This window comes from Pseudomonas taiwanensis (assembly GCF_013393345.1).
Taxonomy (GTDB): Bacteria; Pseudomonadota; Gammaproteobacteria; order Pseudomonadales; family Pseudomonadaceae; genus Metapseudomonas; species Metapseudomonas resinovorans_C.
Map to the genome: position 1 here is coordinate 90,053 of NZ_QJRF01000061.1, position 23,852 is coordinate 113,904.

A 23,852-nucleotide genomic window follows, 5' to 3' on the forward strand; every position below is an offset into this window, starting at 1 on the left:
CGTAAAAAAAATTACTGATATCGGGTCGGATCCTTTACTCCGGCAGCAGTGAAGCCTGCCGCACGCAGCCGGCAGCTGTCGCACCTGCCGCAAGCGCGGCCGTCATCGTCAGCCTGATAGCAAGACACGGTAAGCCCATAGTCGACGCCATGACGCAGGCCTGCCTGGACGATCTCGGCCTTGCTCAGGTTCTGCAACGGCGCCTGGATACGGAAACCATCCCCTTCCACGCCCGCCTTGGTGGCCAGGTTGGCCATGCGCTGGAACGCCTCGACGAACTCGGGGCGGCAATCCGGGTAGCCGGAATAATCCACCGCGTTGACGCCGATGAAGATATCCCGCGCACCCAGCACCTCGGCCCAACCCAGGGCCAGGGACAGGAACACGGTGTTTCGCGCCGGTACATAGGTCACTGGAATGCCTTCGGTGGGGCTTTCAGGCACATCGATGGAGGTGTCGGTCAGGGCCGAGCCGCCAATGCCGTCCAGGTTGAGACCGATCACCTTGTGCTCCACCACACCCAGTTGGCGGGCTACACGCTCGGCGGCGTTCAGCTCGGCGCGATGCCGCTGGCCATAGTCGAAACTCATGGTGTAGCAGGCATAGCCTTCGGCGCGGGCCAGCGCGACTACGGTGGCCGAGTCCAGACCGCCGGACAGCAGGATGACCGCTTTCTTCTCGCTCATGGGATACCTCTCGAAATCGGCCTGCCCCGCGCGCAAGTCACGGGGAGGCATGGTGCGCAATCGAGCCGGATCAGTGACCCGGTTCGTCGTTCCAGAGAATTTTGTGCAACTGCAGTTGCAGGCGCACCGGCAGGTTGTCGGCGACGATCCAGTCCGCCAGGTCGCGCGCGCTGACCTCCTTGTAGCTAGGAGAGAACAGCACCTCGCCGGCCCGCTGCTCGAGGCGATACTCGATCAGCTTGGACACCGCCCAGTCATAGTCCTCGCGGGAGCAGATGACGAACTTCACCTGGTCATTGGCCGTGAGGTGGGCAATGTTCTCGTAGCGGTTCCGGCCGACTTCCGCCGAGCCAGGCGTCTTGAGGTCGACGACTTTGCTCACTCGCGGGTCCACAGCTGACACATCGAGCGCACCACTGGTCTCGATGGACACCTCGTAGCCGGCATCGCACAGGCGTTGCAGCAGCGGGATGCAGTTCGGCTGGGCCAGCGGCTCACCGCCGGTGACGCAGATATAGCGCGGCTTGTAGGCGGCGATGCGCTCGAGGATGGCCTCGAGCGTCATGAGCTCACCGCCACTGAAGGCATAGGCGGTGTCGCAGTACTGACAACGCAGGGGGCAGCCGGTCAGGCGCACGAAAACCGTCGGTAGGCCGGCGGTACGTGTTTCCCCCTGCAACGAGTAGAAAATCTCGGTAATTCGCAGGGTTTGATGCATATCAGCCACGGGCGTGACGGCGAAACAGGCCATCCGCCTCCGTTGCGGGAATGAAGGTTGGGGGCGGCGATTCTAACGAAAAAACCCGCGACTGGCGCGGGTTTTCGTGATTCGGAGGTCAGGCCTCAGGGCAGGCGCTGGAGATCGCGCTGGGCCAACTGGGCGGCCGAGCTGCCCGGGAATTGGCTGATGACTTGCTGGAGAATGCTCTTGGCCTTGTCGGTATTGCCAAGGCGCTGCTCGACATCCGCCAGCTTGTACATGGAATCCGGCACTTTCGGGTGCTGCGGATAGGCCTGGCCAACCCGGGCGAAAGCCTGGCTGGCGCCTTGCAGATCACCCTTCGCGAGGTTCACCTCGCCCAACCAGTACTGCGCATTGCCGGCGTACTGGCTGTTCGGGTACTTGCGCAGGAAAGCGGTGAAGGCCTGGCTGGCCTTGTCGAAATCCTTTGCCTTGATCAGGTCGAAGGCAGCGTCGTAGTAGAGCTTTTCCTTCGCGGGGTCGCCCGGCTCGCTGCTGGCAGCTGGTTGCTGTGCGGGAGCGGCGGGAGCACCGTTGGCAGCGGGGGCGCCAGCGGCAGGGGAATTCGGGGCTGCCGGTGCACCGGCTGCGGCGCCACCGGAAAGACGGCGATCCAGGTCCTGGTATCGCTCCAGGCTTTCCTGTTTCAGGCGCTGGATTTCGTACTGCTGCTCTTCAAGCATGCCACGCAGGCGAGCGATCTCTTCCTGCATCTGCTGCAACTGCATGAACAGCTCGCCCTGCGCGGAGACGGGAGCTGCGGGAGCTCCCGTTCCTGCGTAGGCGGCACCAGTCGTGCCGTAACCGGCCGGAGGGTAACTGCCGCCGTAACCGGCGTCGTTATCCACAACGGGAACCTCAGCCAGCGCCGCAAACGGCAGGCTGGAGAGGGCCAGGATGGTCAGAGCACGACTGGATTTGCGCATCGCGAATTACTTACGCAGTTCTACGCGACGGTTTTGCGCCCAGGACTGCTCGTCGTTGCCAGTGGCAACCGGACGCTCTTCGCCGTAGGAAACCAGCTCAGCCTGAGCCGGGGAAACGCCCTGCAGAACCAGGTAGCGCTGAACGGCCTTGGCACGACGCTCGCCCAGAGCCATGTTGTACTCGCGGGTACCGCGCTCGTCGGTGTGACCTTCCAGGACAACGCGGTTGCCGTTGGCTTTCAGGTCCTTGGCGTGTACATCCAGAGCGCGCATGGCTTCCGGCTTCAGGTCGGAGCTGTCGTACTCGAAGTAGAAGGTGGTGATAGCGCGCAGAGCGGCTTCTTCGCTCATGCTGCCGTCTACACCGCTGCCACCGGCGTTGTAGCCAGCGTTCGGGTCAACAGCGCCTTCACCGGTGCCTTCGCCGCCTTTGGACGAGCAACCAACAGCTACGGCCATGGCCAGAGCGAGAGCGGCAAACTTGCCGAATTTCAGCATTTCCATCATGTAACTCCTAATGAACCCCAGGTGTGTTTAGCAAAGGTATTTTTTTAAAGACCGCTTCAGTTCAGGTACGGCGACCAGGACGGTTCGCGAATGTCGCCCTGAACTGTGGGAATCGGGACTCGTACGCGCCCGTTTGTAGACACGAGCATCAGCACGCCGCCCCCCTGCTGGCGAGTTGCGTAGATTAGCATGGTGCCATTAGGCGCAACAGTGGGCGAGTCGTCCAGGGTGGTGCCGGAAAGGATGCGCGGAGCGCTGCCCGAGCGGGTCAGATCCTGCGCAGCCACCTTGAAGTTGGTGAAGCCATCCTGACGATGAATCATCACCAGCATCTTCTCGTCAGCCGAGAGTTTCGGGTTGGCGTTGTAGTTGCCCACGAAGGTCACGCGCTGCGGCTCGCCGCCGTTGATGTTGGCCTTGTAGATCTGCGGCTTGCCGGCGCGATCCGAGGTGAAATAGATGGTCTGGCCATCAGCGCCCCAGAACGGCTCGGTGTCGATGGCCATATTGTTGGTCACGCGACGAATCTGGCGGCTGCCCAGGTCCATCACGTAGATCTCCGGGTTGCCATCACGGGACAGCACGAATGCCAGGCGATTGCCTTCCGGCGACCAGGCCGGCGCACCGTTCAGGCCTTCGAAGTTGGTGATCTGTTCACGGCGGCCGGTATCGATGTGCTGGATGAAGATACGCGGACGGCGTTGCTCGAAGGACACGTAAGCGATACGGCGACCATCAGGTGCATAGCGCGGCGACAGGATGGGCTCGCGGGACTGCAGCAGGGTTACCGCACGCTGACCGTCGTAGTCGGAGCGCTGCAGGGTGTAGCGGGTGTTGTTCACCGAGAAACGTTCGGCGGTCACGTAGAGCATGCGGGTGGAGAACGCACCCTTGATGCCGGTGAGCTTCTCGAACGACTGGTCGGCGATGTAGTGCGCCATGTCGCGCAGCTGATCGGTCGAACCGCTGACATTGCCAGCCATGACCTGCTGTTCGGTGGTGACGTTGAACAGTGCGAACTGCACCTGCAGACGGCCACCGGACGGAACGACGCTGCCGACCAGCACGTACTGGGCGCCCAGGGCTTTCCAGTCGCGGAAGATCACTTCGCTGGCCTGGGTCGGCAGGCTGATCATGTTCTGGCGCGGGATCGGCTCGAAGTAGCCGGAGTTGCGCAAGTCATTGCCGACCACTTCGGAGATGTCGGTGGGCAGAACCGTGCCGCCCTGCCAGCCAAAGGGCACCACGGCGATCGGGGTCGCCCGGTCGGTACCGCTGGTGATGACCAGCGGGTCGGCGGCCTGGACGGAGCCGACCAGCATGGCCACTCCGAGCAGGACGATACGAATGAGGGTATTCACAGACCTAAATCCTCCGGTTTGAAGATGATGCGGCGCTGCCTGTACATCTGGTCAAAGGTAGCGCGATCCAGTTGTTGCATCTCTGGGATACGCCCCACGCTGCGCACGGCACTCACGGCCGAGCTGTCGAAGGGCGCATCACCGCTGGAGCGGGTGACACTGGCGTTGGTGATGGTGCCGTCCGGCAGCATCTCGATCATTACTTCTACGCTCATGCCGTTACGTGCCGATGGCGGGCGACGCCACTGCTCGCTGACCAGCTTGATGATCAGGTCGTCGAGACTGCCCGCAACCTGATCACCGACTTCATCAGCCAGGGCCTGCTGGTGGCCCACGTCCTCGGACAGGAGTTCGGCCAGGGCGGCGGCTTTCTTGTCCTCGGCGGCCTTGCGCTTGGCTTGCTCAGCCGCTTTCTTCTTCGCGGCATCGGCGGCAGCCTTTTTCTTGGCATCCTCGGCAGCTTTCTTCTTCGCAGCTTCAGCAGTCGCCTTCTTCTTCGCCTCTTCAGCGGCCTTTTTCTTGGCCTCCTCAGCGGCTTTCTTCTTCGTCTCTTCGGCCGCCTGCTTCTTGGCTTCCTCTTCGGCTTTCTTCTTGGCGAAATCAGCCTGTTTCTTCTCTTCGACCTTCTTCGCGTCTTCGGCTTTCTTGGCTTCGGCTGCCTGCTTGGCTTCCTCGGCCTTCTTCTCCGCCTGCTCGGCCTTTCGAGCTTCCTCGGCTTTCTTTTGTTCCGACGCCTTGGCCGCAGCCGCTACCTTCTGTTCCTCGGCCTTCTTCTGCTCCAACTGCTCGGTCTCATACTGAGGAGCAGTGGTCTGCTTCTTCTCGCCAGCGATTTTCTGGTTGGTCTGAGTAGTGGCCTGGCTCTGGGATTTGAGCTGGTACAGGGTGGCCTGCACGATCGGTCGGGACGGCGGCAGTTCCGGGGTGAAGGCGAAGCTGACGAACAACATGCCGAACATCAGGACGTGCAGAGACACAGCCCAGACGGTCGGCCAGAAGTAACTTTCCGAGGAGGAGCGTTCGCTCTGCTGTTGCATCAGGGCGCCTCGGTGATCAGCCCGACGTTGGCCACGCCGGCCTTCTGCAGGCCGCCCATCACCGCCATCACAGCGCCGTAGTCGACCGTTTTGTCACCACGGACGAAGACCTGGACCGTCTTACCCTGGCGGCTGTTCTCGGCCATGATGCCGGAGGCTGCCTGGACCAACGCGTCCAGGGAGACCGAGGTCTCGCTCTTGCGGGTCTGGTCGGTCTGTACTTCTTCGCCCATGTTCCAGTAGTAGGACTTGTCGGCCTTGATCGAGATGGTCAGGACGCGGGCATTGTTGTCCTGCGGCAGGGCCTCGCTGGAAACCTTCGGCAGGTCGACCTTGACGCCCTGGTTGAGCATGGGCGCGGTGACCATGAAGATCACCAGCAGCACGAGCATGACGTCGATGTAAGGCACGACGTTCATCTCGGCGACCGGTTTGCGTTTGTGGCGGATTCTGGCCATGGCTTGAAACCTTTCCTCTCAGGGTCCCGGCGACTTACTCGTCGCTGGTGTGCACTTTGCGGTGCAGGATGGCCTGGAACTCGTCGGCGAAGGTGTAGTAGCGACCGATCAGGGTCTCGCCACGAGCGGAGAAGCGGTTGTAGGCGATGACCGCCGGGATAGCGGCGAACAGGCCGATCGCGGTGGCGATCAGGGCCTCGGCGATGCCGGGCGCCACGGTTGCCAGGGTCGCCTGCTGCACCTGGGCCAGGCCGCGGAACGAGTTCATGATGCCCCACACGGTACCGAACAGGCCGATATACGGACTGGTGGAACCCACGGTGGCGAGGAACGGCAGGCTCTGCTCGAGCTTCTCTTCCTCACGGGAAATGGCGACGCGCATGGCGCGGGCCACACCTTCCATCACGGCATCCGGGTCCACACCGGCTTGCTGGCGCAGACGGGAGAATTCCTTGAAGCCGGCGCGGAAGATCTGCTCGACGCCGCAGTCCGGGTCCGGGTTGCTGCCGGCCTGGCGGTACAGCTTGGACAGGTCGATACCGGACCAGAAACGCTCTTCGAAGGTTTCCAGCGACTTCTTGGCGGCGCGCAGCATGTTGCTGCGCTGGAAAATCATGATCCAGGAGGTGACCGATGCGGCCACCAGGATCAGCATGACCAGCTGCACCACGATACTGGCGTTGCTGATCAGGCTCCACATGGAGGTATGGTCGACGACGTTGGCTTCCACGCTTAATCTCCTGCTGGGAATAGACCCGGGTCGGCGGCGAAGGCTTCACGCAGCGCTTCGGGGATCGCCCGGGGTTTCAAACTGTCGGCACGTACACAGGCAATCAGGAACTGCCCTTCGCATAGCAATGCGTTATCGGTGGCTCGCCTGACCTGTTGACGAAAACGCAGGCTGGCACGGTTCAACTCCATGACCTCGGCACTGACGTCCAGTACGTCGTCCAGCTTCGCAGGCGCTACATAGCGCGCTTCGGCCGAATGAACGACGAACAGCAGGTTCTCCCCGGCCAGCTCGGACTGGGCAAAGCCCAGACTGCGCAGGCGCTCGGTTCGAGCCCGCTCCATGAACTTGAGGTAATTGACGTAGTAGACGATGCCGCCGGCATCGGTGTCTTCGTAATACACACGACAACGATGCTGAAACGGCTGGGCCCCATTTTGCGCGCGCATACTCTAGTGCTTACTCCTAAGGTTGCCAATCCGGCCAGGCAACTGTTTTTTCATGGCTACCCTTTGCCGAGCGCTTCGACCACAAAAGCGCCTATTCGTCACCCGAGCCGAAAAGATCGGCGGTCGGATTGTCCGCCATGCGCTTGGGCAGGTTCAGGCCGAAGTGTAAGTAGGCGTGACGGGTCACCACCCTCCCCCTCGGCGTACGCATGATGTAGCCCTGCTGGATCAGGTAGGGCTCGAGAACGTCCTCGATCGTATGGCGTTCTTCGCTGATGGCTGCCGCCAGGTTGTCGATCCCGACCGGTCCGCCATCGAATTTGTCGATCATGGTCAGCAGTAGACGCCGGTCCTGGTGGTCGAAGCCACGCTCGTCGACGTCCAGCAGGTTCAGCGCCTTGTCGGCGATGACGCGGGTGATCTCGCCCTGACCACGCACTTCAGCGAAATCACGCACCCGGCGCAGCAATCGGTTGGCGATACGCGGCGTGCCGCGGGCACGACGGGCGATTTCGAAGGCGCCCTCCGGCTCGATATGCAGGCCGAGGATGCCGGCGGAACGAGCAACGATGGTGGCCAGGTCCTGTGTGTTGTAGAACTCCAGTCGCTGGACGATACCGAAGCGGTCACGCAGCGGGTTGGTCAGCATGCCGGCACGGGTGGTGGCACCCACCAGGGTGAAGGGCGGCAGGTCCAGCTTGATCGAACGGGCCGCCGGGCCTTCACCGATCATGATGTCGAGCTGGAAGTCCTCCATCGCCGGGTAGAGCACCTCTTCGACGATGGGCGACAGGCGATGGATCTCATCGACGAAAAGCACATCACCGGCTTCCAGGTTTGTCAGCAGCGCCGCGAGATCGCCGGGCCGCTCCAGTACCGGGCCGGAGGTGCTCTTGATAGCCACGCCCATCTCGCTGGCGATGATGTTCGCCAGCGTCGTCTTGCCCAATCCAGGCGGGCCGAAGATCAGGGTATGGTCGAGGGCCTCGCTCCGCCCCTTCGCAGCCTGGATGAAGAGCTCCATCTGCTCACGCACGACCGGCTGGCCGATGTAGTCGGCAAGCTTCAGCGGGCGAATTGCACGATCCAGCTGCTCGTCGCGATCGCGGCTGCTGGCGGTGATGAGGCGGTCGGCTTCGATCATTCGGACTTACACCATTCCTTTCAGGGCGCGGCGGATCATTTCTTCGCTGGACAGTCCTTCTTCCTTGATTGCGGATACCGCTCGACTGGCCTCTTGAGGCTTGAATCCCAGGGCGATAAGCGCAGCGAGCGCATCATTCTCCGCGCTGGAGACTGCCACGCCAACCCGGGGTTCGACCACCAGGGTGGCGATGGCCGGCATGCTTTCCCAAGCCTTGAAGCGGTCCTTGAGTTCCACCAGCAGGCGCTCGGCGGTTTTCTTGCCCACGCCAGGAATCTTCACCAGCGTGGAGGTGTCCTGGGCCTGTACACAGCGCACCAGTTCATCCACCTCCAGGCCGGACATCAGCGCCAAGGCCAGCTTCGGGCCGACGCCGTTCAGGCGGATCAGCTCCCGGAACAGCTCGCGCTCACGCTTCTCGAAGAAGCCATAGAGCAGATGAGCATCCTCGCGTACCACCAGGTGGGTGTGCAGGGTCACCGGCTCACCCACCGAAGGCAGGCGATAGAGGGTGGTCATTGGGACTTCCAGCTCGTAACCCACGCCGTTGACGTCGAGGATCAGATGCGGCGGTTGTTTCTCCGCCAGGTTGCCGCGCAAGCGTCCAATCACGAATTGCGTCCTTTGAATTGATTACAGACGAAGACGACCGCCCCGCCGTTTGGCGGTAGCCAGGCCGTGGGGAATCAGGCTTTGTCGGTGGTGTGCATGGCACAGGGCGATGGCCAGGGCATCGGATGCGTCGATCTGCGGCTTCTGCACCAGCTTGAGCAGATGCATGACCATCATCTGCACCTGCTGCTTGTCGGCGCCGCCGGTTCCGGCGATAGCCTGCTTGACCTGGCTGGCGGTGTACTCGGCGATTTCCAGTCCAGCCTCGGCAGCCGCGACTATGGCCGCACCACGAGCCTGGCCGAGTTTGAGCGCGGAATCGGCGTTACGCGCCATGAATACCTGCTCGATGCCCATGGTCACCGGCTCGTAGGAGCGGATGACCTCGCTCACACCGCGAAAGACGATCTGCAGGCGCTCGTGCAACACGCCCGCGCCGGTTCGGATGCAGCCCGAGGCGACGTATTCGCAGCCGCGCCCGGTATCGCGAACCACACCGTAGCCGGTGATACGCGAACCGGGGTCGATACCAAGAATCAGGGTCATGCCGCCGCAAGCTCCACGGAGCCGACCCAAGGCCGGCACACTGTCTATTTATCCAGCCGCGAGTATACGGAGTGACCCGCCAACAAAAAAGCCGGAAGCGCGCGGGGCGACTTCCGGCTTCCAGATCACGCCAGCACTCAGCCGAGCTGCTCCATGATCTCGTCAGGAATCTCAGCGTTGTGGTAGACATTCTGGACGTCGTCCAGGTCTTCCAGCATGTCGATCAACTTCAAGACCTTCTGCGCGGTCTCCAGGTCGGAGATGGGCGCAGCGATCGACGGGATCATCGCCACTTCCGCCTCGTCACCCTTGAAGCCGGCGGCGGTCAGCGCTTCGTTCACCGAAAGGAAGTCGGCGAAGGTGGTGTAGACCTCGACGGAGCCGTCTTCTTCAGCCACGACGTCATCGGCGCCTGCTTCCAGGGCCGCTTCCATCAGGGCTTCTTCGTTCACGCCGGGCGCGAAGCTGATCTGACCCTTGCGGTCGAACATGTAGGCGACCGAACCGTCGGTGCCCAGGTTGCCGCCGCACTTGCTGAAGGCATGACGCACCTCAGCCGCGGTGCGGTTGCGGTTGTCGGTCATGGCTTCGATGATGATGGCCACGCCACTCGGCGCATAACCTTCGTAGCTGAGCTCGACCATGTTGTCGGCTTCGTTCGAGCCGGCGCCGCGCGCAATCGCACGATCGATGGTGTCGCGGGTCATGTTCGCGGTCAGCGCTTTATCCACAGCCAGACGCAGACGCGGGTTGTCCGCCGGGTTGCCGCCACCATGCTTGGCGGCGACGGTCAGCTCACGAATGAGCTTGGTGAAAATCTTGCCGCGCTTGGCGTCCTGACGTTCTTTGCGGTGCTTGATGTTGGCCCATTTGGAATGACCAGCCATAACTCACTCCGTACTTTCTGAACGGACGGCGCCGTCTGGCGCCGCCTCGGGTTGGTTCTGATTACTCGGCCTTGGCCTGCTCGCGCAGACGGATGTTCAGCTCGCGCAGGGCTTTGGCATCCACGGTGCCCGGCGCCTGGGTCATGACGTCGCCGGCGCTCTGGGTTTTCGGGAAGGCGATCACTTCGCGGATCGACGCTGCACCGGTCATCAGCATTACCAGACGGTCCAGGCCGAAGGCCAGGCCACCGTGCGGCGGTGCACCGTACTTGAGGGCGTCGAGGAGGAAGCCGAACTTCTCTTCCTGCTCCGCATCGTCGATGCCGAGCACGCGGAACACCGCCTGCTGCATGGACTTGTCGTGGATACGAATGGAACCGCCGCCCAGCTCGGTGCCGTTCAGCACCATGTCATAGGCGCGGGACAGCGCGTCGGCCGGATTGGCCTCCAGCTCCGCCGGGCTGCACTTGGGCGAGGTGAACGGGTGGTGCAGCGAAGTCAGGCTGCCGTCGTCGTTCTCTTCGAACATCGGGAAGTCCACGACCCACATCGGCGCCCACTCCTTGGTGAGCAGCTTGAGATCGTGGCCAACCTTGATACGCAGGGCGCCCAGCGCGTCGCAGACGATCTTGGCCTTGTCGGCGCCGAAGAACACGATGTCGCCATCAACCGCGCCGACGCGGTCGAGGATCACGTTGAGGTTCTCTTCGGGGATGAACTTGACGATGGGCGACTGCAGGCCCTCGACGCCCTTGGCGCGCTCGTTGACCTTGATGTAGGCCAGGCCCTTGGCACCGTAGATACCGACGAACTTGGTGTAGTCGTCGATCTGGCTGCGCGGCATGGAAGCGGCGCCCGGCACGCGCAGGGCGGCGACGCGGCCTTTCGGATCGTTGGCCGGGCCAGAGAAGACCTTGAACTCCACGCCTTTCAGCTGGTCGGCAACGTCAACCAGTTCCAGCGGGATACGCAGGTCGGGCTTGTCGGAGCCGTAACGGCGCATGGCTTCTTCGAACGGCATATGCGGGAACTCGTCGAACTCGACATCCAGCACTTCCTTGAACAGCTGGCGCACCATTTTCTCGGTAATACCGATGATGTCGCTCTCGTCCAGGAAGCTGGTTTCGATGTCGATCTGGGTGAATTCCGGCTGGCGGTCGGCACGCAGGTCCTCGTCGCGGAAGCACTTGGCGATCTGGTAGTAGCGGTCGAAGCCGGCCACCATCAGCAGTTGCTTGAACAGCTGCGGCGACTGCGGCAGGGCGAAGAAGTGCCCCGGGTAGGTGCGGCTCGGCACCAGGTAGTCGCGGGCGCCTTCCGGAGTCGGGCGACCCAGGATCGGGGTTTCCACGTCGAGGAAGCCGTTCTCGTCCAGGTAGCGACGGATGCTGCTGGTGATGCGCGCACGCAGCTTCAGCTTGGCGGCCATTTCCGGACGACGCAGGTCGATGAAGCGATAGCGCAGGCGGGTTTCTTCGCCCACGTCGGAGTATTCGTCCAGCGGGAACGGCGGGGTCTCGGCCTGGTTCAGCACTTCCAGCTCGTAGCCCAGCACCTCGATGGCGCCCGACGCCATGTTGGCGTTACGCGCGCCTTCCGGGCGCAGGCGGACCTTGCCGGTGATCTTGACCACGAACTCGCTGCGGACTCGGTCGGCACGGGCGAAGGTTTCTTCGCGATCCGGGTCGAATACCACCTGGGCCAGGCCTTCGCGGTCACGGATATCGAGGAAAATGACCCCGCCGTGGTCGCGGCGGCGGTGTACCCAACCGCAGAGGGTGATTTCCTGGCCGTCCAGGCTCTCGTTCAGTTGGCCGCAATAGTGGCTGCGCATCATGGTCGTGTTTCGCTTCTCTTGAGTCGTGAATTCGTCCGTCCGCCAAAGGGCGTCGGAGCATCCGGCGGAGGTGCAACCCCCTGCCGGACAGGCCGGGGTTCGCGGCAAAGAGCGGGATTATATAGCGTAAATTGCTACCGCGCAGCCGCCCTCCCCGCCACCCCGCGAGCCCTGATCGGGAGCGGGCTCCCTTGCTGGGCCACCGGGCAGTGTCTAAGCTCGCCAGCACTCGCCCGACGGACGGACGCGAAGCACACAAGGAAGGAGTGGAAATGCAGTCGCTTGCTGGAAAAGTTGCAGTCATCACAGGCGCGGGCTCCGGCATCGGCCGCGCGCTGGCCAGCGAGCTTGCCGCACAGGGTTGCCACCTTGCCCTTGCCGATGTCGATGCCGATGGCCTGGAGGCCACTGCCTCGACCTTGCGTCGCGACGGCCTTCGGCTCTCAACCCATAGCCTGGATGTCTCCGACCGGGAAGCCGTGCATGCCTTCGCCGATAACGTCCTGACCCAACACGGTCAGGCGCACCTGGTGATCAACAATGCCGGCGTCGCCGTTTCGCAAACCATCGCGGAACTTCGCTACGACGACTTCGAATGGCTGATGGGCATCAACTTCTGGGGCGTCGTCCACGGCACCAAGGCGTTTCTTCCCCATCTGCTGGCCCGGGGCGAGGGCCACATCGTCAATGTGTCGAGCATCTTCGGCATCGTCAGCATGCCCACCCAGGGCGCCTACAACGCGAGCAAATTCGCCGTGAGAGGCTTTACCGAAGCACTGCGCCAGGAGCTTTGCGGCACCGCCATCAAGGTGAGCTGCGTGCATCCCGGCGGTATTCGCACGAACATCGCCCGCTCGGCGCGCTTCTACCAGGGCATCGACGGTAAGACAGACGCCTCCAAGGCAGCAGCCCGCTTCGACAAGCTGGCACGCACCTCGGCGGAACAGGCCGCACAACAGATCATCAAGGCCATACGAACCGGTCAGCCACGTATCCTGATCGGCGCCGACGCTCGCCTGCTCGACCATATCCAGCGCCTCATGCCCGCCAGCTACCCCCGCCTGCTGGCCAAGCTATTGAAGAAGGCGTGAACCCTGCGCAGACCAATGACTTCTAAGCATGGCTTTCATTGATAGAAGACAAGACTGTCCCATGACCACCCCGTGCTAGGCTTTGCCGACCACGTGCCCGGTCCGGGCCGCAAGCTACCGAGAGGAGAACTGGTATGGAAATCAACATCGGAATCGCCGAACAGGATCGCGCAGCCATCGCCGAGGGTCTGTCCCGTCTGCTCGCCGACACCTACACCCTCTATCTCAAGACCCACAACTTCCACTGGAACGTGACAGGGCCGATGTTCAACACCCTGCACCTCATGTTCGAAGGCCAGTACAACGAGCTGGCACTGGCTGTGGACGCCGTCGCCGAACGAATTCGCGCCCTGGGCTTCCCGGCCCCCGGCACCTACGCAGCCTACGCACGACTCTCCTCCATCAAGGAAGAGGAAGGCGTGCCGTCTGCCGAGGACATGATCAAGCAGCTCGTGCAAGGCCAGGAAGCGGTGGTACGCACCGCCCGCGGCATCTTCCCGCTGCTGGACAAGGTCAGCGACGAGCCGACCGCCGACCTGTTGACGCAGCGCATGCAAGTTCACGAAAAGACTGCGTGGATGCTCCGCAGCCTGCTCGCCGCCTGACTTCCAGGCAAATCAAAAAGGCCCGGGAAACCGGGCCTTTCGCTATGCGCGAAAGCCCGCCTGCTCTATGCTCTGGCAATTCGACATCTCCCCACAGTGAAGTGCATGAGCCAGCCTCCGAAATCGCCGTCGCTGCTTGAGCTTTTCCCCGAAGAAACCCGTGAGGCGGCTGACCTGCTGAAGCAGGCGGTACCGCATATGGTGCGCCATGCGATTCCGCCGAATCCGATGCACTACGCGCTCTGGTACACCTACAGCCAGGGTGTGCAGCCGGACCTCAATCGCCGCCTGGACAAGATCACCAAGGATTTCGACGTCTTCCCGCCGGAATCGGCCCTCAAGCTGTTTCGCGAATACATCATTCGTGGCGAACTCGAAGAAGCCCGGCAGGGACAGCAACAGGTCATCGACCTGGTCGACGATATCGAGGGCGATGTCAGTCGCAGTGTCAGTGGCAGTCACGCTTACCAGAACAGCCTGACAGCAGGCCTGGCTGCATTGCATGAACCCATAATCGATGACCTGCCCAGCGTCCTGAACCATCTTCAGGAAAGCACCCAGTTGATGCAGGAACAGCAGGAACAGTTCCTCTATCGCCTGCAAGCCGCCCAGGCGGAAATCCAGCAACTGCGCAATCAACTGGAACGCGCCCAACTGGCCGCCACCCTGGATGGCCTGACCCAGGTATTCAATCGCCAGGCGTTCACCCGCCTGCTGGAGCAGTCACTGAAAAGTGACCAGGAAGGCCTGGCGCTGGTCATGCTGGATATCGACCACTTCAAGCAGTTCAACGACCAGTTCGGTCACCCGCTGGGAGATCGTGTGCTCCAGCATGTGGGCCAATTGCTTCGGGAACTATTGCCGCCGCGCGCCATGGCGGGCCGTTACGGCGGCGAAGAGTTCTGCGTCGTACTGCGCGACTGCCAGGGACTGGATGCTGCGCGCACCTTCGCAGAACAGTTGCGCAGCAAGATGCAGGCGCTGCGCGTGAAAGTCCGCCGCACGGACCAGGTACTCGACACCATTACCGCCAGCTTCGGCCTGGCCCTGGCGGAACCGGGCGATACCCTGGAGAGTCTCATCACCCGAGCTGACGACGCCCTCTACCAGGCCAAACGCAATGGCCGCAATCAAGTGCATCCGCCAGCGTCTGAAGCAGCGCTAACCGCTTGATTTGAGTAGCCCTCTCCTTTGCTGTTAAATACAGCCGGTGCCGCGCGTCGATCCAGAGACCTGCGGCATAGGCCGATGCCCATGCCTTTTTCATCCCGCATGGCCCGGCTCTTCCGTTAGAGATTCCGTTTCCAAGGTGAATCCATTGAACATCCTGAAAATCGTCCATCTGTTGACGGGCGCTGCCGCTTTGCTGCTGTCCTTCATTCCCAGTCTGCGCACCGAAGCCCTGCCCTACCTGCAACAACCCGATGCCCTCTACCTGGCCTTCTGCGGACTGCTCAACCTTCTGCTGGCTCCTGTGGTTCCGGCCTGGGCAAAAGGCCTGCACAACCAACTGCAAAGCCTGGTTTCCGCCCTTCTGGTATTGGCGGTCGTCCTGCAAACCCTGATTCTTCTGGCGCCCCTCCCGGTAATCGGCGAGCAACCCGCAATTCTCATCAGCCTCCTGGCCGTGATCGTCGCCGTTGCACTGCACCTTTGCATCAACCTGCGCAAGGTCACCCAGGCACCCCTACTGCCCCAGGACATGTCCAATCGTGAAACCGGAACCGTGAAGTGGTTCAACACCTCCAAGGGCTTCGGTTTCATCTCCCGGGATTCCGGCGATGACATCTTCGTCCACTTCCGCGCCATTCGCGGTGAAGGCCACCGTGTCTTGATCGAGGGCCAACGCGTTGAGTTCTCGGTCATCCAGCGGGACAAGGGCTTGCAAGCCGAAGACGTGATTGCCGCGCTTCCCAGCAGGCGCTGAAGCAGAAATGAAAAGCCCGCCAATTGGCGGGCTTTTCATTGGCTGATCAGTAATGCGGCGGCGGCGCCTCATCTTCATCTGGGCCGTACTGGCTGAGCAGCTCTTCCTGGCGCTTGGCCAATGCCGCTACCTGTAGTTGCAAGCGATCCACCAGTCGCCGCTGCTCAACCAGAACATCGTTCAGCGTCTGGATGGTGTCATCCTGGAAAGCGAGTCGGCTCTCCAGGTCAGCGATACGCATTTCAAGCGTCATGACTCACTCCCCCACGAACTGGAAATCATCCGCCAGCACCAAACGAAGCTTGGCGCGAATGGCCGCTACCTGCTCGGGCGAGTAGGCCACGGCCGGTTGACGCCCCCAGACTGGCGCAGGCCAGGCAGCATCCTCACGACGACGCACGATCACATGCATGTGCAACTGGCTGACCACATTGCCCAGGGTCGCCACATTCATCTTGTCAGCGCCGAAGGTGTCCTTGAGGGTTTCCGCCAGGAAGGTGGTTTCCTGCCACAGCTGCCGTTGCTCGTCGACACCGAGCTGGAACAGCTCGCTGACTTCTTCTTGTCGCGGCACGAGGATGAACCAGGGGTACTGTGCATCGTTCATCAACAGCAGCCGGCACAGGGGAAAATCACCGATGGGCAGGGTGTCCTGCTGAAGTCTTGGGTCCAGGGCGAACATACTGGCCTCTCCTGTTCGACTGTAGGAAGTTCGAGATTAACACCGCGCCCCGGTCAGCGACCGCAACGAGGCCGCGCAGCATAGCCAAGGCTCACGCCGAGCGGAACTCACCCCTACCCTCCTGCCTATATAAAGGAAGGGAAGTCACCACACGCACCATAAGTGTTCACAACCAGCATTGCGTTACTTCTCGCCACACCCCGGTTACGCCCAACCACTGAAGACAAGGGGGACGCACTCGTCATCCCACCGCACAACTGCCTGTCAAGAGCCACCCAGCATGCAGAGTGCCTCATTTAAGGGCACTTTCTTTTGGTAGCGATCACACAAGGATCAGGGGTTGGAGCAGCTGGAACGAGCGCACCAGCAGGGCGAGTGGTTTTTTCTCTCCACCACTCACGTTTTGTGCACGTTTGTTGCTTGGCAGGTGCCAGGTCACACGCGAAGCCGGGAATTACGCCAATGGACGCCCGCTCGCAAAGTGCCCCGGATACATAGGGGATGAAGGGATGCAAGACTGAACCTATAGATATGCGACACAGGTCTTTTCGATTTGCGACAGCACTGTGAAGAAATCGTAAGGACCCGGTTTCAACTATCGCCAATATTGTCGCCGTGCTATAAGTTAGCGCCGACACAAAAAGAAAGAACCGCCTTCAATCAATAAAGAAAGCGGCGAGAATCTTCAAAACCAAAGGAGCAATCACAATGCAAGTGATGAAGTGGAGCGCACTGGCTCTGGCCGTGACCGCCGGTAGCATGCAGTTGGCTTTTGCCAGCGCCCAGGAAGAGTCCAAGGGCTTCGTAGAAGACAGCAACCTGACTCTTCTGAACAAGAACTTCTTCTTCTACCGCGACTTCCGTAACAACCCCAACACCAGCCAGAACTACCGTAAAGAATGGGCCCATGGCATCAGCGCCATGTACGAGTCCGGCTTCACTCAAGGTACCGTTGGCTTCGGTGTTGACGCCCACGGCATGCTGGGTCTGAAACTCGACAGCGGCAACGGCACCAATGGCACCGGCCTGCTGCCGACTGGCTCCGACGGCCGTTCCCAGGATGACTACTCCTACGCTGGTGGCTCCGTTAAAGCCCAGATCTCCAACACCCAGCTGAAGTACGGCAACCTGTTCCCGACCGCTCCGGTATTCGCCACCGGTACCGCTCGCCTGTTCCCGGGCTCCGCTGAAGGCTTCCAGCTGACCAGCAGCGAACTGGAAGGCCTGAACATCGACGCCGGCCACTTCACCTCCATTCGCGACGGTAGCGCCTCCACCAACCGTCACGGTGAAATCACCACCACCTACACCGGTCTGGCCAGCAACAGCGCCGACTACGTAGGCGGCTCCTACTCCTTCTCCGACAACGTCAGCGCCAGCCTGTACGGTGCCGAGCTGGAAGACATCTGGCGCCAGTACTACGGCAACCTGAACTGGAACATTCCGTTCACTGATACTCAGGCCCTGAACCTGGACTTCAACGTCTACCGCACCACCGACAAGGGCGACGCCATCGCTGGCGACCTGGACACCACCGCCTGGTCCGCCGCTGCCGCCTACTCCCTGGGCGCCCACAAGTTCACCCTGGCCTACCAGAAAGTGAACGGCGATGAGCCCTTCGACTACATCTCGATGGACGGCCAGAACTCCGGCGACTCCATCTTCCTGGCCAACTCGGTTCAGTACTCCGACTTCAACGGCCCGAACGAGAAGTCCATCCAGGTTCGCTACGACCTGAACATGGCTGAATTCGGCATCCCCGGCCTGAGCTTCATGGCTCGCTACATCACCGGTGAAGACGTTGACGGCACCAAGGCCGACCCGAATGGCGCCTTCGCTGGTGCAATCGGCGAAGACGGCAAGGAATGGGAACGCGACATCGAAGCGAAGTACGTTGTTCAGGAAGGCGCTGCCAAAGACCTGTCCATCCGCATCCGTCACGCCAGCTGGCGTGCCAACAGCGACATGGCCTTCTTCGGCTCCGCTGGCGGTACCGCGAACGACGAAATCCGCGTAATCACCGAGTACCCGCTGGATATCCTGTAATATCCTCTGCGTACACGTAAGTGATAAAAGAAACCCGGCCTAGGCCGGGTTTCTTTTTGGGTGGAGGAACTTGACTCCGGAGTTGATCAAATCGCCACCAAGCGACTGCTCAAACTTTAATCAAGTAGTGGCAGGGCATAAGTACCTGTCACGTGCGCGACAAGATCATCTTCCGCGCCCAATGAATAAAGTGACACTTCACACACCGCTTGACGTCGACCAAGTTTAAGTATCCGCGCCTCGGCAAATAGATCCACCGGCTTGGGCCTGGACAGGAAGTTGATGTTCAAGTTGGACGTCACCGCCATTTCAACTTTCCCCAGCCTGCCCAGTACTACTGCATACATGGCGGCATCAGCCAGCGCCATGATGGTGGGACCGGACAATGTTCCACCCGGACGCACCAATCTGGACTGGAACGGTACCCTGGCCAACGCTCCCTGATCGTCCATCCGCTCGATTCGCAGATCGATCTCGTCCGCCATGGGCACTCCATTGCGTATCAGCGCCTGGACCTCTGTCGCTGTCAGACTCACTACGTCGCCCTCCTCGCTCAACCGGACCGCAATCCTGTACGCCACTTGATCAGCGCCGTACAATGCCGAGCCATTCAAATCCATCGCAACCGACAAAACGGCCAAACATGCGTACCAGTCAGTACCTGCTGTCTACCCTCAAGGAAACCCCCGCCGATGCCGTGGTGATCAGCCATCAGCTGCTGCTCCGCGCCGGCATGATCCGCAAGCTTGCCTCCGGCCTCTACACCTGGCTGCCAATGGGCCTGCGAGTACTGCGCAAGGTCGAGACGGTGGTCCGCGAAGAGATGAACGCCGCTGGTGCGCTGGAAGTATTGATGCCCGCCGTCCAGCCTGCCGAGCTGTGGCAGGAGTCCGGCCGCTGGCAGCAGTACGGCCCGGAACTGCTGCGCCTGAAGGACCGCCATGAGCGCGACTTCTGCGTCGGTCCGACCCACGAAGAGGTCATCACCGACATGGCGCGCAACGAGCTGAACAGCTACAAGCAGCTGCCGCTCAACTTCTACCAGATCCAGACCAAGTTCCGTGACGAGATCCGTCCGCGCTTCGGCCTGATGCGCGGCCGCGAGTTCATCATGAAGGACGCCTACTCCTTCCACATGAACCAGGAGTCGCTGCAAGAAACCTACGACCGCATGCACCAGGCGTACTGCAACGTGTTCAGCCGCCTGGGCCTGGACTTCCGCCCCGTACTGGCAGACACGGGCTCCATCGGCGGCACCGGCTCCCATGAATTCCATGTGCTGGCCGAATCCGGTGAAGACGACATTGCCTTCAGCGACAGCTCCGATTACGCAGCCAACGTCGAGAAGGCCGAAGCCCTGCCGCGCGAGACCGAACGTCACGCCCCGCGCCAGGAAATGAAGCTGGTCGACACCCCGAATACCAAGACCATCGCCGACCTTGTGGAAAACTTCGACCTGCCGATCGAGAAGACCATCAAGACCCTGGTCGTCCACGGTGCCGAAGAAGGCAAACTGGTCGCCCTGATCGTTCGCGGCGACCACGAGCTGAACGAAATCAAGGCAGCTAACCTGGCACAGGTCGCCAGTCCGCTGGTGTTCGCCAGCGAAGCCGAACTGCGCCAGGCCATCGGTGCCGGCGCCGGCTCGCTTGGCCCGCTGAACCTGCCGCTGCCTTGCGTGATCGACCGCTCCGTTGCCCTGATGAGCGACTTCGCCATCGGCGCCAACATCGACGACAAGCACTACTTCGGTGTGAACTGGGAGCGCGACCTGCCGCTGCCGGAAGTCGCTGACCTGCGCAACGTACTTGTCGGCGACCCGAGCCCGGACGGCAAGGGCACGCTGGTGATCAAGCGCGGCATCGAAGTCGGCCACATCTTCCAGCTGGGCACCAAGTACAGCGAAGCCATGAAGCTGAACGTGCTGAGCGAACAAGGCAAACCGGTGACCCTGATCATGGGCTGCTACGGCATCGGCGTATCCCGCGTGGTGGCTGCCGCCATCGAGCAGAATTACGACGAGCGCGGCATTCTCTGGCCGGAAGCCCTGGCACCGTTCCAGGTCGCCCTGGTGCCGCTCAAGTACGAGACCCCGGCCGTCAAGGAAGCCACTGACAAGCTCTACGCCGAACTGCGCGCAGCGGGCGTCGACGTACTGCTGGATGACCGTGACAAGAAGACCAGCCCCGGCGTCAAATTCGCCGACATGGAGCTGATCGGCATTCCGCACCGCATCGTCGTGAGCGAACGTGGCCTGACCGAAGGCAGCCTGGAATACAAGAACCGCCGTGAAACCGACAACCAGAACGTGCCGGTCTCCGAAGTTCTGTCCTTCATTACCGCCCGCGTGAATCGCTGATCCAAGATATGTCCAAGCGTAGTTCCCATTACCTCGTCGGCGCCGCCCTGTGCGGCGCCCTCTTCGTCAGCGGCTGTGCCAATCACTTGCCACAGCGCAGCGAGCACGAGGAGCGCGTCGAGCGCAAACTGCTCAACCACAGCCTGCAGATCGATGTCGGTGATCCACAGGTACTGGAACTACCGCAGCGACGCATCCGCATCAACGAGCAGAAGACCTTCGAAGTCACCGAATTCGAAGTCAGCCGTCACTACGACCGTTACACGCCCTATCAACCCTGGCGGGAACTCTACGAAGTCCCGCTGGGTGCGGTGGCCGTGGTCGCAGGCGTCGGCGCGAACGTGGTGAACGTGGTGCTGCTCGGCAGCCTGCCGGACACCGCCACCAAGGACTGGATCAGCTACGGCTTCGCCGGCCTCAACCCCGCGATGAACGTCGAGTCCAATGGTCGCTCCGAGCAGAATCTGGCCAGCATCGACGAGAAGCAGCTGGACAAGCGCATGGAGTATTCGAGCCTGCCCTGGGCCGAGCGCCCGGTGCTGGTCAAACTGGGCAACCACACCCATGAGCTGGCAACCGACCGCAACGGCATCCTGCGCCTGAATCTGCTGGATGGGCCTTTCGCCGACCAGGACGTAAGCCGCATCGGCAAACTCCAACTGAGCGTCGAAGACCCCCTGGACAACGCCCGTGCCGATGCCACCCTGGGCATCAGCCATACCCTGCGCGGCAAGCTGGTAGAAGCCCATGCACTGATCTTCGAGGACCTCGAAGACGACGAAGTCCCGCAGTGGGTCCACCGGGTCAAGCGCCTGTCGGAACTGGGCATGGAAGAAGAAGCGAGCGAACTGGAGCAGAGCCTGATCGAGCTGACCCGCAACGATCCGGAGCTGCAGCAGGAATTTCTCCACTCGCTGATGAAAGATGCCGGTCGACTGGCTGCCGATCCCGGCGATTCGGACTGATTACCCCAGGGAGCGAGCCTGGCTCGCTCCCGCATTGCGGCGTCAGCGCCGCACGATGAAGCCGGTGATGCCCTGCACGGGTTGCTCCTGAAGCTCGACGCCGGTCACCTTCGCATCGGCAGGCCCCTGTTCCAGCCAGGCCGCCATCGAGCGAACGGCCTCCTCCTCCCCCTCAAGCAGCACTTCGACCCGGCCATCCGCCACGTTGCGCACCCAGCCGTCCAGCTCCAGCTGGTCTGCCTGTTGCTGGGTCGACTGGCGGTAATAAACACCCTGCACCTTGCCGCTTACGTAGCCGTGTAAACAGATTCGCGCCATTGCCCTAGCCCCCCTTGCGCAGTTCGTCCAGACGCTCGGTCAGGCCTGCAGCGCTCTGCTCACCCAGCAGCCGCTCCCGCATCTTGCCCTGAGCGTCGATGATGTAAGTGACAGGCAATGCTTCACTGCGCGGCAGGTCGTAGCGCTTCGAAGGATCTTCCGCCAGCACGGTGAACTGGATGCCCATCTTCTTCGCGGCATCGCCGAGTTCGTCGCCCTGAAGCCCGTCGAAATTGACTCCCAGCACTTTCACGCCCTTGTCCCGCTGCTGTTCAGCGAAGGCGTTCAGCTCGGGGATTTCCGTGCGGCACGGCGCGCACCATTCCGCCCAGTAGTTGATGACCAGCCACTGGCCTTCGAGGCGCTCAACCGCTACCTTCTGTCCATGCTGATCGACACCGACGTCGTCCGAGCAGCCGGCCAGGAACAGGCCGGCGCCCATCATTGCGAATACCCCTATGACAGCCTGGAGTCGCGATCCCATGCATTCGGTCCTCGTTTACGCGGGGTTGATATGACGCTGGATGCCCTGCGCTTGGAAGTGCCGGACATCCTGGAGGAAAACAGCACTCCACTGGCAAGTGTCCCGACGCTTCTCGCAGAAGCGCGCCAACTCCCTCAGGATAGTGCCCTGCAGCAGGTCCTGGGGCATTTGTTCAGGCTCAACCGCAGCGCACTGACCTTACTCGAAAGGCAACGCGTGCTGCAAAGCTTCAGCGAGGAGTTTCGCCACTACGCCCAGGCCTACCACGACCGAACTGTGCCCCCCACGCTATTCGTCAAGCTATGCGACGAACTGGCCTGCGGCTTCAAGCGCCTGCTGCTGCAGATCCTCCAGGGTCACCAGCCATCGCGCCCGCATCTGGCCTGGTGCCTGTACATGGCCGAGCATTTCCTCGCCCAGACCCAACTGCGTCACTACCAGCTCTACCAGGAGCCCAACCCGCGACTGTGGCGCGACAGTCACCTGCTCTACTGGATAGGAGAGCACCAGGGCTGCCTGGACGAACCGGTTGCAGCCGCATTCCGCCCCACGCCTGCCAACACCTTGCGCGGGCTCTACCAGCAGATGCTGCTGCTGGCACTGAGCAACCCCTTCCATCTGAGCGAAGGCGAATGTCCCTTGCTCTTCGGTGCCCTGGCGCCCCTCGCCGGCCTGGGGCGACTGTTGCCCTGGGATGAAGAGGACGACAGCGGCAGCCCCGCCGTGGACCTGACCGAATCCCAACCCTGCCTGCCGTTGGACCAGCGCCCGGATGGCGCCAACAGTTATCTGCGCCGCTTCGAGCTGGGCGCCCTGCTGATCGCCGTGCATGAGCCCGCGCCCCTGCGCAGCGAAATCGAACGCCAGCTCCTGGAACGGGTTCGCCAGCACTGGCTGGGACGCCAGCAGCGCCGACATCCGCGTACCGAACAATCGGGAAGCTGCCAACTGATCGTGGGCCTGGCCGCTATCCATGCCGATCTGCTGGCACAACATCCCGGCCGCTGCGATGCACAGCTGCTGGACGCCAGTCCTGGCGGCGCCCGCCTGCTCTGTCACGGCGACCTGGGCAGCCAATTGCCGGTGGGGCAACTCGTCCTGGTGCAAAACCAGAGCACGCCGGTTCTCGGATTGGTGCGCTGGCGCTATCAGAACGGCGAAGGCCTGCACCTCGGCCTGCGTTACCTCAAAGGCTTGCCACGCCCGGTCTGGCTTCGCCGCGCACCCAGCGCCCAGACCCATCCCGGCGTCCTGCAGAGCACGCCTGAGCCCGGCAATGGCTGGCACCACGGCCTGTGGCTGCCCAGCAAGCAGTTCGTCGAAGGGGAAAATCTCTGGCTGCAACTGGCCAGCGTGAACAACCAGGCCATCGTCCCGCTGCCGGAGCCCAACCTCGTCTCGTCGATGGTGGCGCGCTATCCCCTGCAACTTGCCTGAGTGATCAAACTGCGAG

Annotated in this window: 27 protein-coding genes; 8 read left to right on the top strand and 19 right to left on the bottom strand. The window is 61.9% G+C overall.

Annotated features, from left to right (window positions below; genetic code table 11):
• Window positions 1-11: 11 nt before the first annotated feature.
• The 14 genes from queC to aspS form a co-directional block, all read right to left on the bottom strand.
• Window positions 12-686: a 7-cyano-7-deazaguanine synthase QueC gene (gene queC / locus DM872_RS14790; protein WP_179060202.1), complete on the bottom strand. Its 675-nt coding sequence runs from the start codon at window positions 684-686 to the stop codon at window positions 12-14.
• 70 nt (window positions 687-756) lie between these two features.
• Entirely contained in the window at window positions 757-1,404 is a 648-nt protein-coding gene (queE, locus tag DM872_RS14795) for a 7-carboxy-7-deazaguanine synthase QueE (protein WP_179060203.1), read from the bottom strand.
• A gap of 125 nt (window positions 1,405-1,529) precedes the next feature.
• Window positions 1,530-2,354, bottom strand: coding sequence for a tol-pal system protein YbgF (gene ybgF / locus DM872_RS14800; RefSeq protein WP_179060204.1), 825 nt, complete (start codon window positions 2,352-2,354; stop codon window positions 1,530-1,532).
• Between the two features lie 6 nt (window positions 2,355-2,360).
• Window positions 2,361-2,858: a peptidoglycan-associated lipoprotein Pal gene (pal, locus tag DM872_RS14805; protein ID WP_028627602.1), complete on the bottom strand. Its 498-nt coding sequence runs from the start codon at window positions 2,856-2,858 to the stop codon at window positions 2,361-2,363.
• Between the two features lie 59 nt (window positions 2,859-2,917).
• The gene (tolB, locus tag DM872_RS14810; protein ID WP_179060205.1) at window positions 2,918-4,222 is read right to left on the bottom strand and encodes a Tol-Pal system beta propeller repeat protein TolB; all 1,305 of its coding nucleotides are present in this window, start codon (window positions 4,220-4,222) and stop codon (window positions 2,918-2,920) included.
• A complete protein-coding gene (gene tolA / locus DM872_RS14815; protein ID WP_077524014.1) occupies window positions 4,219-5,259 on the bottom strand; it encodes a cell envelope integrity protein TolA in 1,041 nt (346 codons plus the stop codon). Before tolA ends, tolB begins: the two co-directional genes overlap by 4 nt.
• The gene (gene tolR, locus DM872_RS14820; RefSeq protein ID WP_179060206.1) at window positions 5,259-5,717 is read right to left on the bottom strand and encodes a protein TolR; all 459 of its coding nucleotides are present in this window, start codon (window positions 5,715-5,717) and stop codon (window positions 5,259-5,261) included. The genes tolA and tolR overlap by 1 nt, the downstream gene beginning before the upstream one ends.
• A 34-nt stretch (window positions 5,718-5,751) precedes the next feature.
• Window positions 5,752-6,447, bottom strand: a complete 696-nt coding sequence (tolQ, locus tag DM872_RS14825; protein ID WP_077524016.1) for a protein TolQ — start codon at window positions 6,445-6,447, stop codon at window positions 5,752-5,754.
• Between the two features lie 2 nt (window positions 6,448-6,449).
• Entirely contained in the window at window positions 6,450-6,896 is a 447-nt protein-coding gene (gene ybgC, locus DM872_RS14830) for a tol-pal system-associated acyl-CoA thioesterase (protein ID WP_179060207.1), read from the bottom strand.
• 91 nt (window positions 6,897-6,987) lie between these two features.
• The gene (ruvB, locus tag DM872_RS14835) at window positions 6,988-8,040 is read right to left on the bottom strand and encodes a Holliday junction branch migration DNA helicase RuvB (protein WP_179060208.1); all 1,053 of its coding nucleotides are present in this window, start codon (window positions 8,038-8,040) and stop codon (window positions 6,988-6,990) included.
• Between the two features lie 6 nt (window positions 8,041-8,046).
• Window positions 8,047-8,652, bottom strand: a complete 606-nt coding sequence (gene ruvA / locus DM872_RS14840; protein WP_179060209.1) for a Holliday junction branch migration protein RuvA — start codon at window positions 8,650-8,652, stop codon at window positions 8,047-8,049.
• A 21-nt stretch (window positions 8,653-8,673) separates the two neighbouring features.
• Window positions 8,674-9,198 (bottom strand): crossover junction endodeoxyribonuclease RuvC, encoded by a 525-nt coding sequence (gene ruvC / locus DM872_RS14845; protein ID WP_179060210.1) that lies wholly within the window; start codon window positions 9,196-9,198, stop codon window positions 8,674-8,676.
• Between the two features lie 137 nt (window positions 9,199-9,335).
• Window positions 9,336-10,085, bottom strand: a complete 750-nt coding sequence (locus tag DM872_RS14850) for a YebC/PmpR family DNA-binding transcriptional regulator (protein WP_179060211.1) — start codon at window positions 10,083-10,085, stop codon at window positions 9,336-9,338.
• A 61-nt stretch (window positions 10,086-10,146) separates the two neighbouring features.
• The gene (aspS, locus tag DM872_RS14855; RefSeq protein ID WP_179060212.1) at window positions 10,147-11,922 is read right to left on the bottom strand and encodes an aspartate--tRNA ligase; all 1,776 of its coding nucleotides are present in this window, start codon (window positions 11,920-11,922) and stop codon (window positions 10,147-10,149) included.
• A 272-nt stretch (window positions 11,923-12,194) separates the two neighbouring features.
• Between aspS and DM872_RS14860 the strand changes: the two genes are divergently transcribed.
• From DM872_RS14860 to DM872_RS30930, 4 genes are all read left to right on the top strand, one after another.
• Window positions 12,195-13,013 carry an SDR family NAD(P)-dependent oxidoreductase gene (locus DM872_RS14860; protein ID WP_179060213.1) on the top strand — a complete coding sequence of 273 codons (819 nt, stop codon included), beginning with the start codon at window positions 12,195-12,197 and terminating at the stop codon, window positions 13,011-13,013.
• Between the two features lie 134 nt (window positions 13,014-13,147).
• On the top strand, window positions 13,148-13,618 hold the full coding sequence (locus tag DM872_RS14865; protein WP_077524023.1) for a Dps family protein: 471 nt from the start codon (window positions 13,148-13,150) through the stop codon (window positions 13,616-13,618).
• Between the two features lie 105 nt (window positions 13,619-13,723).
• Window positions 13,724-14,791, top strand: a complete 1,068-nt coding sequence (locus DM872_RS14870) for a GGDEF domain-containing protein (protein ID WP_179060214.1) — start codon at window positions 13,724-13,726, stop codon at window positions 14,789-14,791.
• 151 nt (window positions 14,792-14,942) lie between these two features.
• Complete coding sequence (locus DM872_RS30930) at window positions 14,943-15,545, top strand: cold-shock protein (RefSeq protein ID WP_373273721.1); 603 nt, start codon at window positions 14,943-14,945, stop codon at window positions 15,543-15,545.
• Window positions 15,546-15,591: 46 nt separating this feature from the next.
• On the opposite strand, the gene DM872_RS14880 is transcribed toward DM872_RS30930, so the two are convergent.
• Both DM872_RS14880 and DM872_RS14885 read right to left on the bottom strand, forming a co-directional pair.
• Window positions 15,592-15,798: a SlyX family protein gene (locus tag DM872_RS14880; RefSeq protein ID WP_179060215.1), complete on the bottom strand. Its 207-nt coding sequence runs from the start codon at window positions 15,796-15,798 to the stop codon at window positions 15,592-15,594.
• Window positions 15,799-15,801: 3 nt separating this feature from the next.
• Window positions 15,802-16,227 carry an HIT family protein gene (locus tag DM872_RS14885; protein ID WP_179060216.1) on the bottom strand — a complete coding sequence of 142 codons (426 nt, stop codon included), beginning with the start codon at window positions 16,225-16,227 and terminating at the stop codon, window positions 15,802-15,804.
• A 708-nt stretch (window positions 16,228-16,935) separates the two neighbouring features.
• Between DM872_RS14885 and DM872_RS14890 the strand changes: the two genes are divergently transcribed.
• The gene (locus tag DM872_RS14890) at window positions 16,936-18,273 is read left to right on the top strand and encodes an OprD family porin (protein WP_179060217.1); all 1,338 of its coding nucleotides are present in this window, start codon (window positions 16,936-16,938) and stop codon (window positions 18,271-18,273) included.
• A gap of 116 nt (window positions 18,274-18,389) precedes the next feature.
• Here the strand turns inward: DM872_RS14890 and DM872_RS14895 are convergent, their stop codons facing one another.
• Entirely contained in the window at window positions 18,390-18,803 is a 414-nt protein-coding gene (locus DM872_RS14895; protein WP_179060551.1) for a PaaI family thioesterase, read from the bottom strand.
• Between the two features lie 113 nt (window positions 18,804-18,916).
• Here DM872_RS14895 and DM872_RS14900 point away from each other — a divergent pair, with 113 nt between their 5' ends.
• Together DM872_RS14900 and DM872_RS14905 are read left to right on the top strand one after the other, a co-directional pair.
• Window positions 18,917-20,632: a proline--tRNA ligase gene (locus tag DM872_RS14900; protein ID WP_179060218.1), complete on the top strand. Its 1,716-nt coding sequence runs from the start codon at window positions 18,917-18,919 to the stop codon at window positions 20,630-20,632.
• An 8-nt stretch (window positions 20,633-20,640) separates the two neighbouring features.
• Window positions 20,641-21,597, top strand: coding sequence for a hypothetical protein (locus DM872_RS14905; protein ID WP_179060219.1), 957 nt, complete (start codon window positions 20,641-20,643; stop codon window positions 21,595-21,597).
• Between the two features lie 42 nt (window positions 21,598-21,639).
• Here the strand turns inward: DM872_RS14905 and DM872_RS14910 are convergent, their stop codons facing one another.
• Both DM872_RS14910 and DM872_RS14915 read right to left on the bottom strand, forming a co-directional pair.
• Window positions 21,640-21,915 carry an acylphosphatase gene (locus DM872_RS14910; RefSeq protein ID WP_179060220.1) on the bottom strand — a complete coding sequence of 92 codons (276 nt, stop codon included), beginning with the start codon at window positions 21,913-21,915 and terminating at the stop codon, window positions 21,640-21,642.
• A 4-nt stretch (window positions 21,916-21,919) separates the two neighbouring features.
• The gene (locus DM872_RS14915) at window positions 21,920-22,399 is read right to left on the bottom strand and encodes a TlpA disulfide reductase family protein (RefSeq protein ID WP_179060221.1); all 480 of its coding nucleotides are present in this window, start codon (window positions 22,397-22,399) and stop codon (window positions 21,920-21,922) included.
• 30 nt (window positions 22,400-22,429) lie between these two features.
• On the opposite strand from DM872_RS14915, the gene DM872_RS14920 reads away from it, so the two are divergent.
• Window positions 22,430-23,836, top strand: coding sequence for a PilZ domain-containing protein (locus DM872_RS14920; RefSeq protein ID WP_179060222.1), 1,407 nt, complete (start codon window positions 22,430-22,432; stop codon window positions 23,834-23,836).
• The last annotated feature ends 16 nt before the right edge of the window (window positions 23,837-23,852 follow it).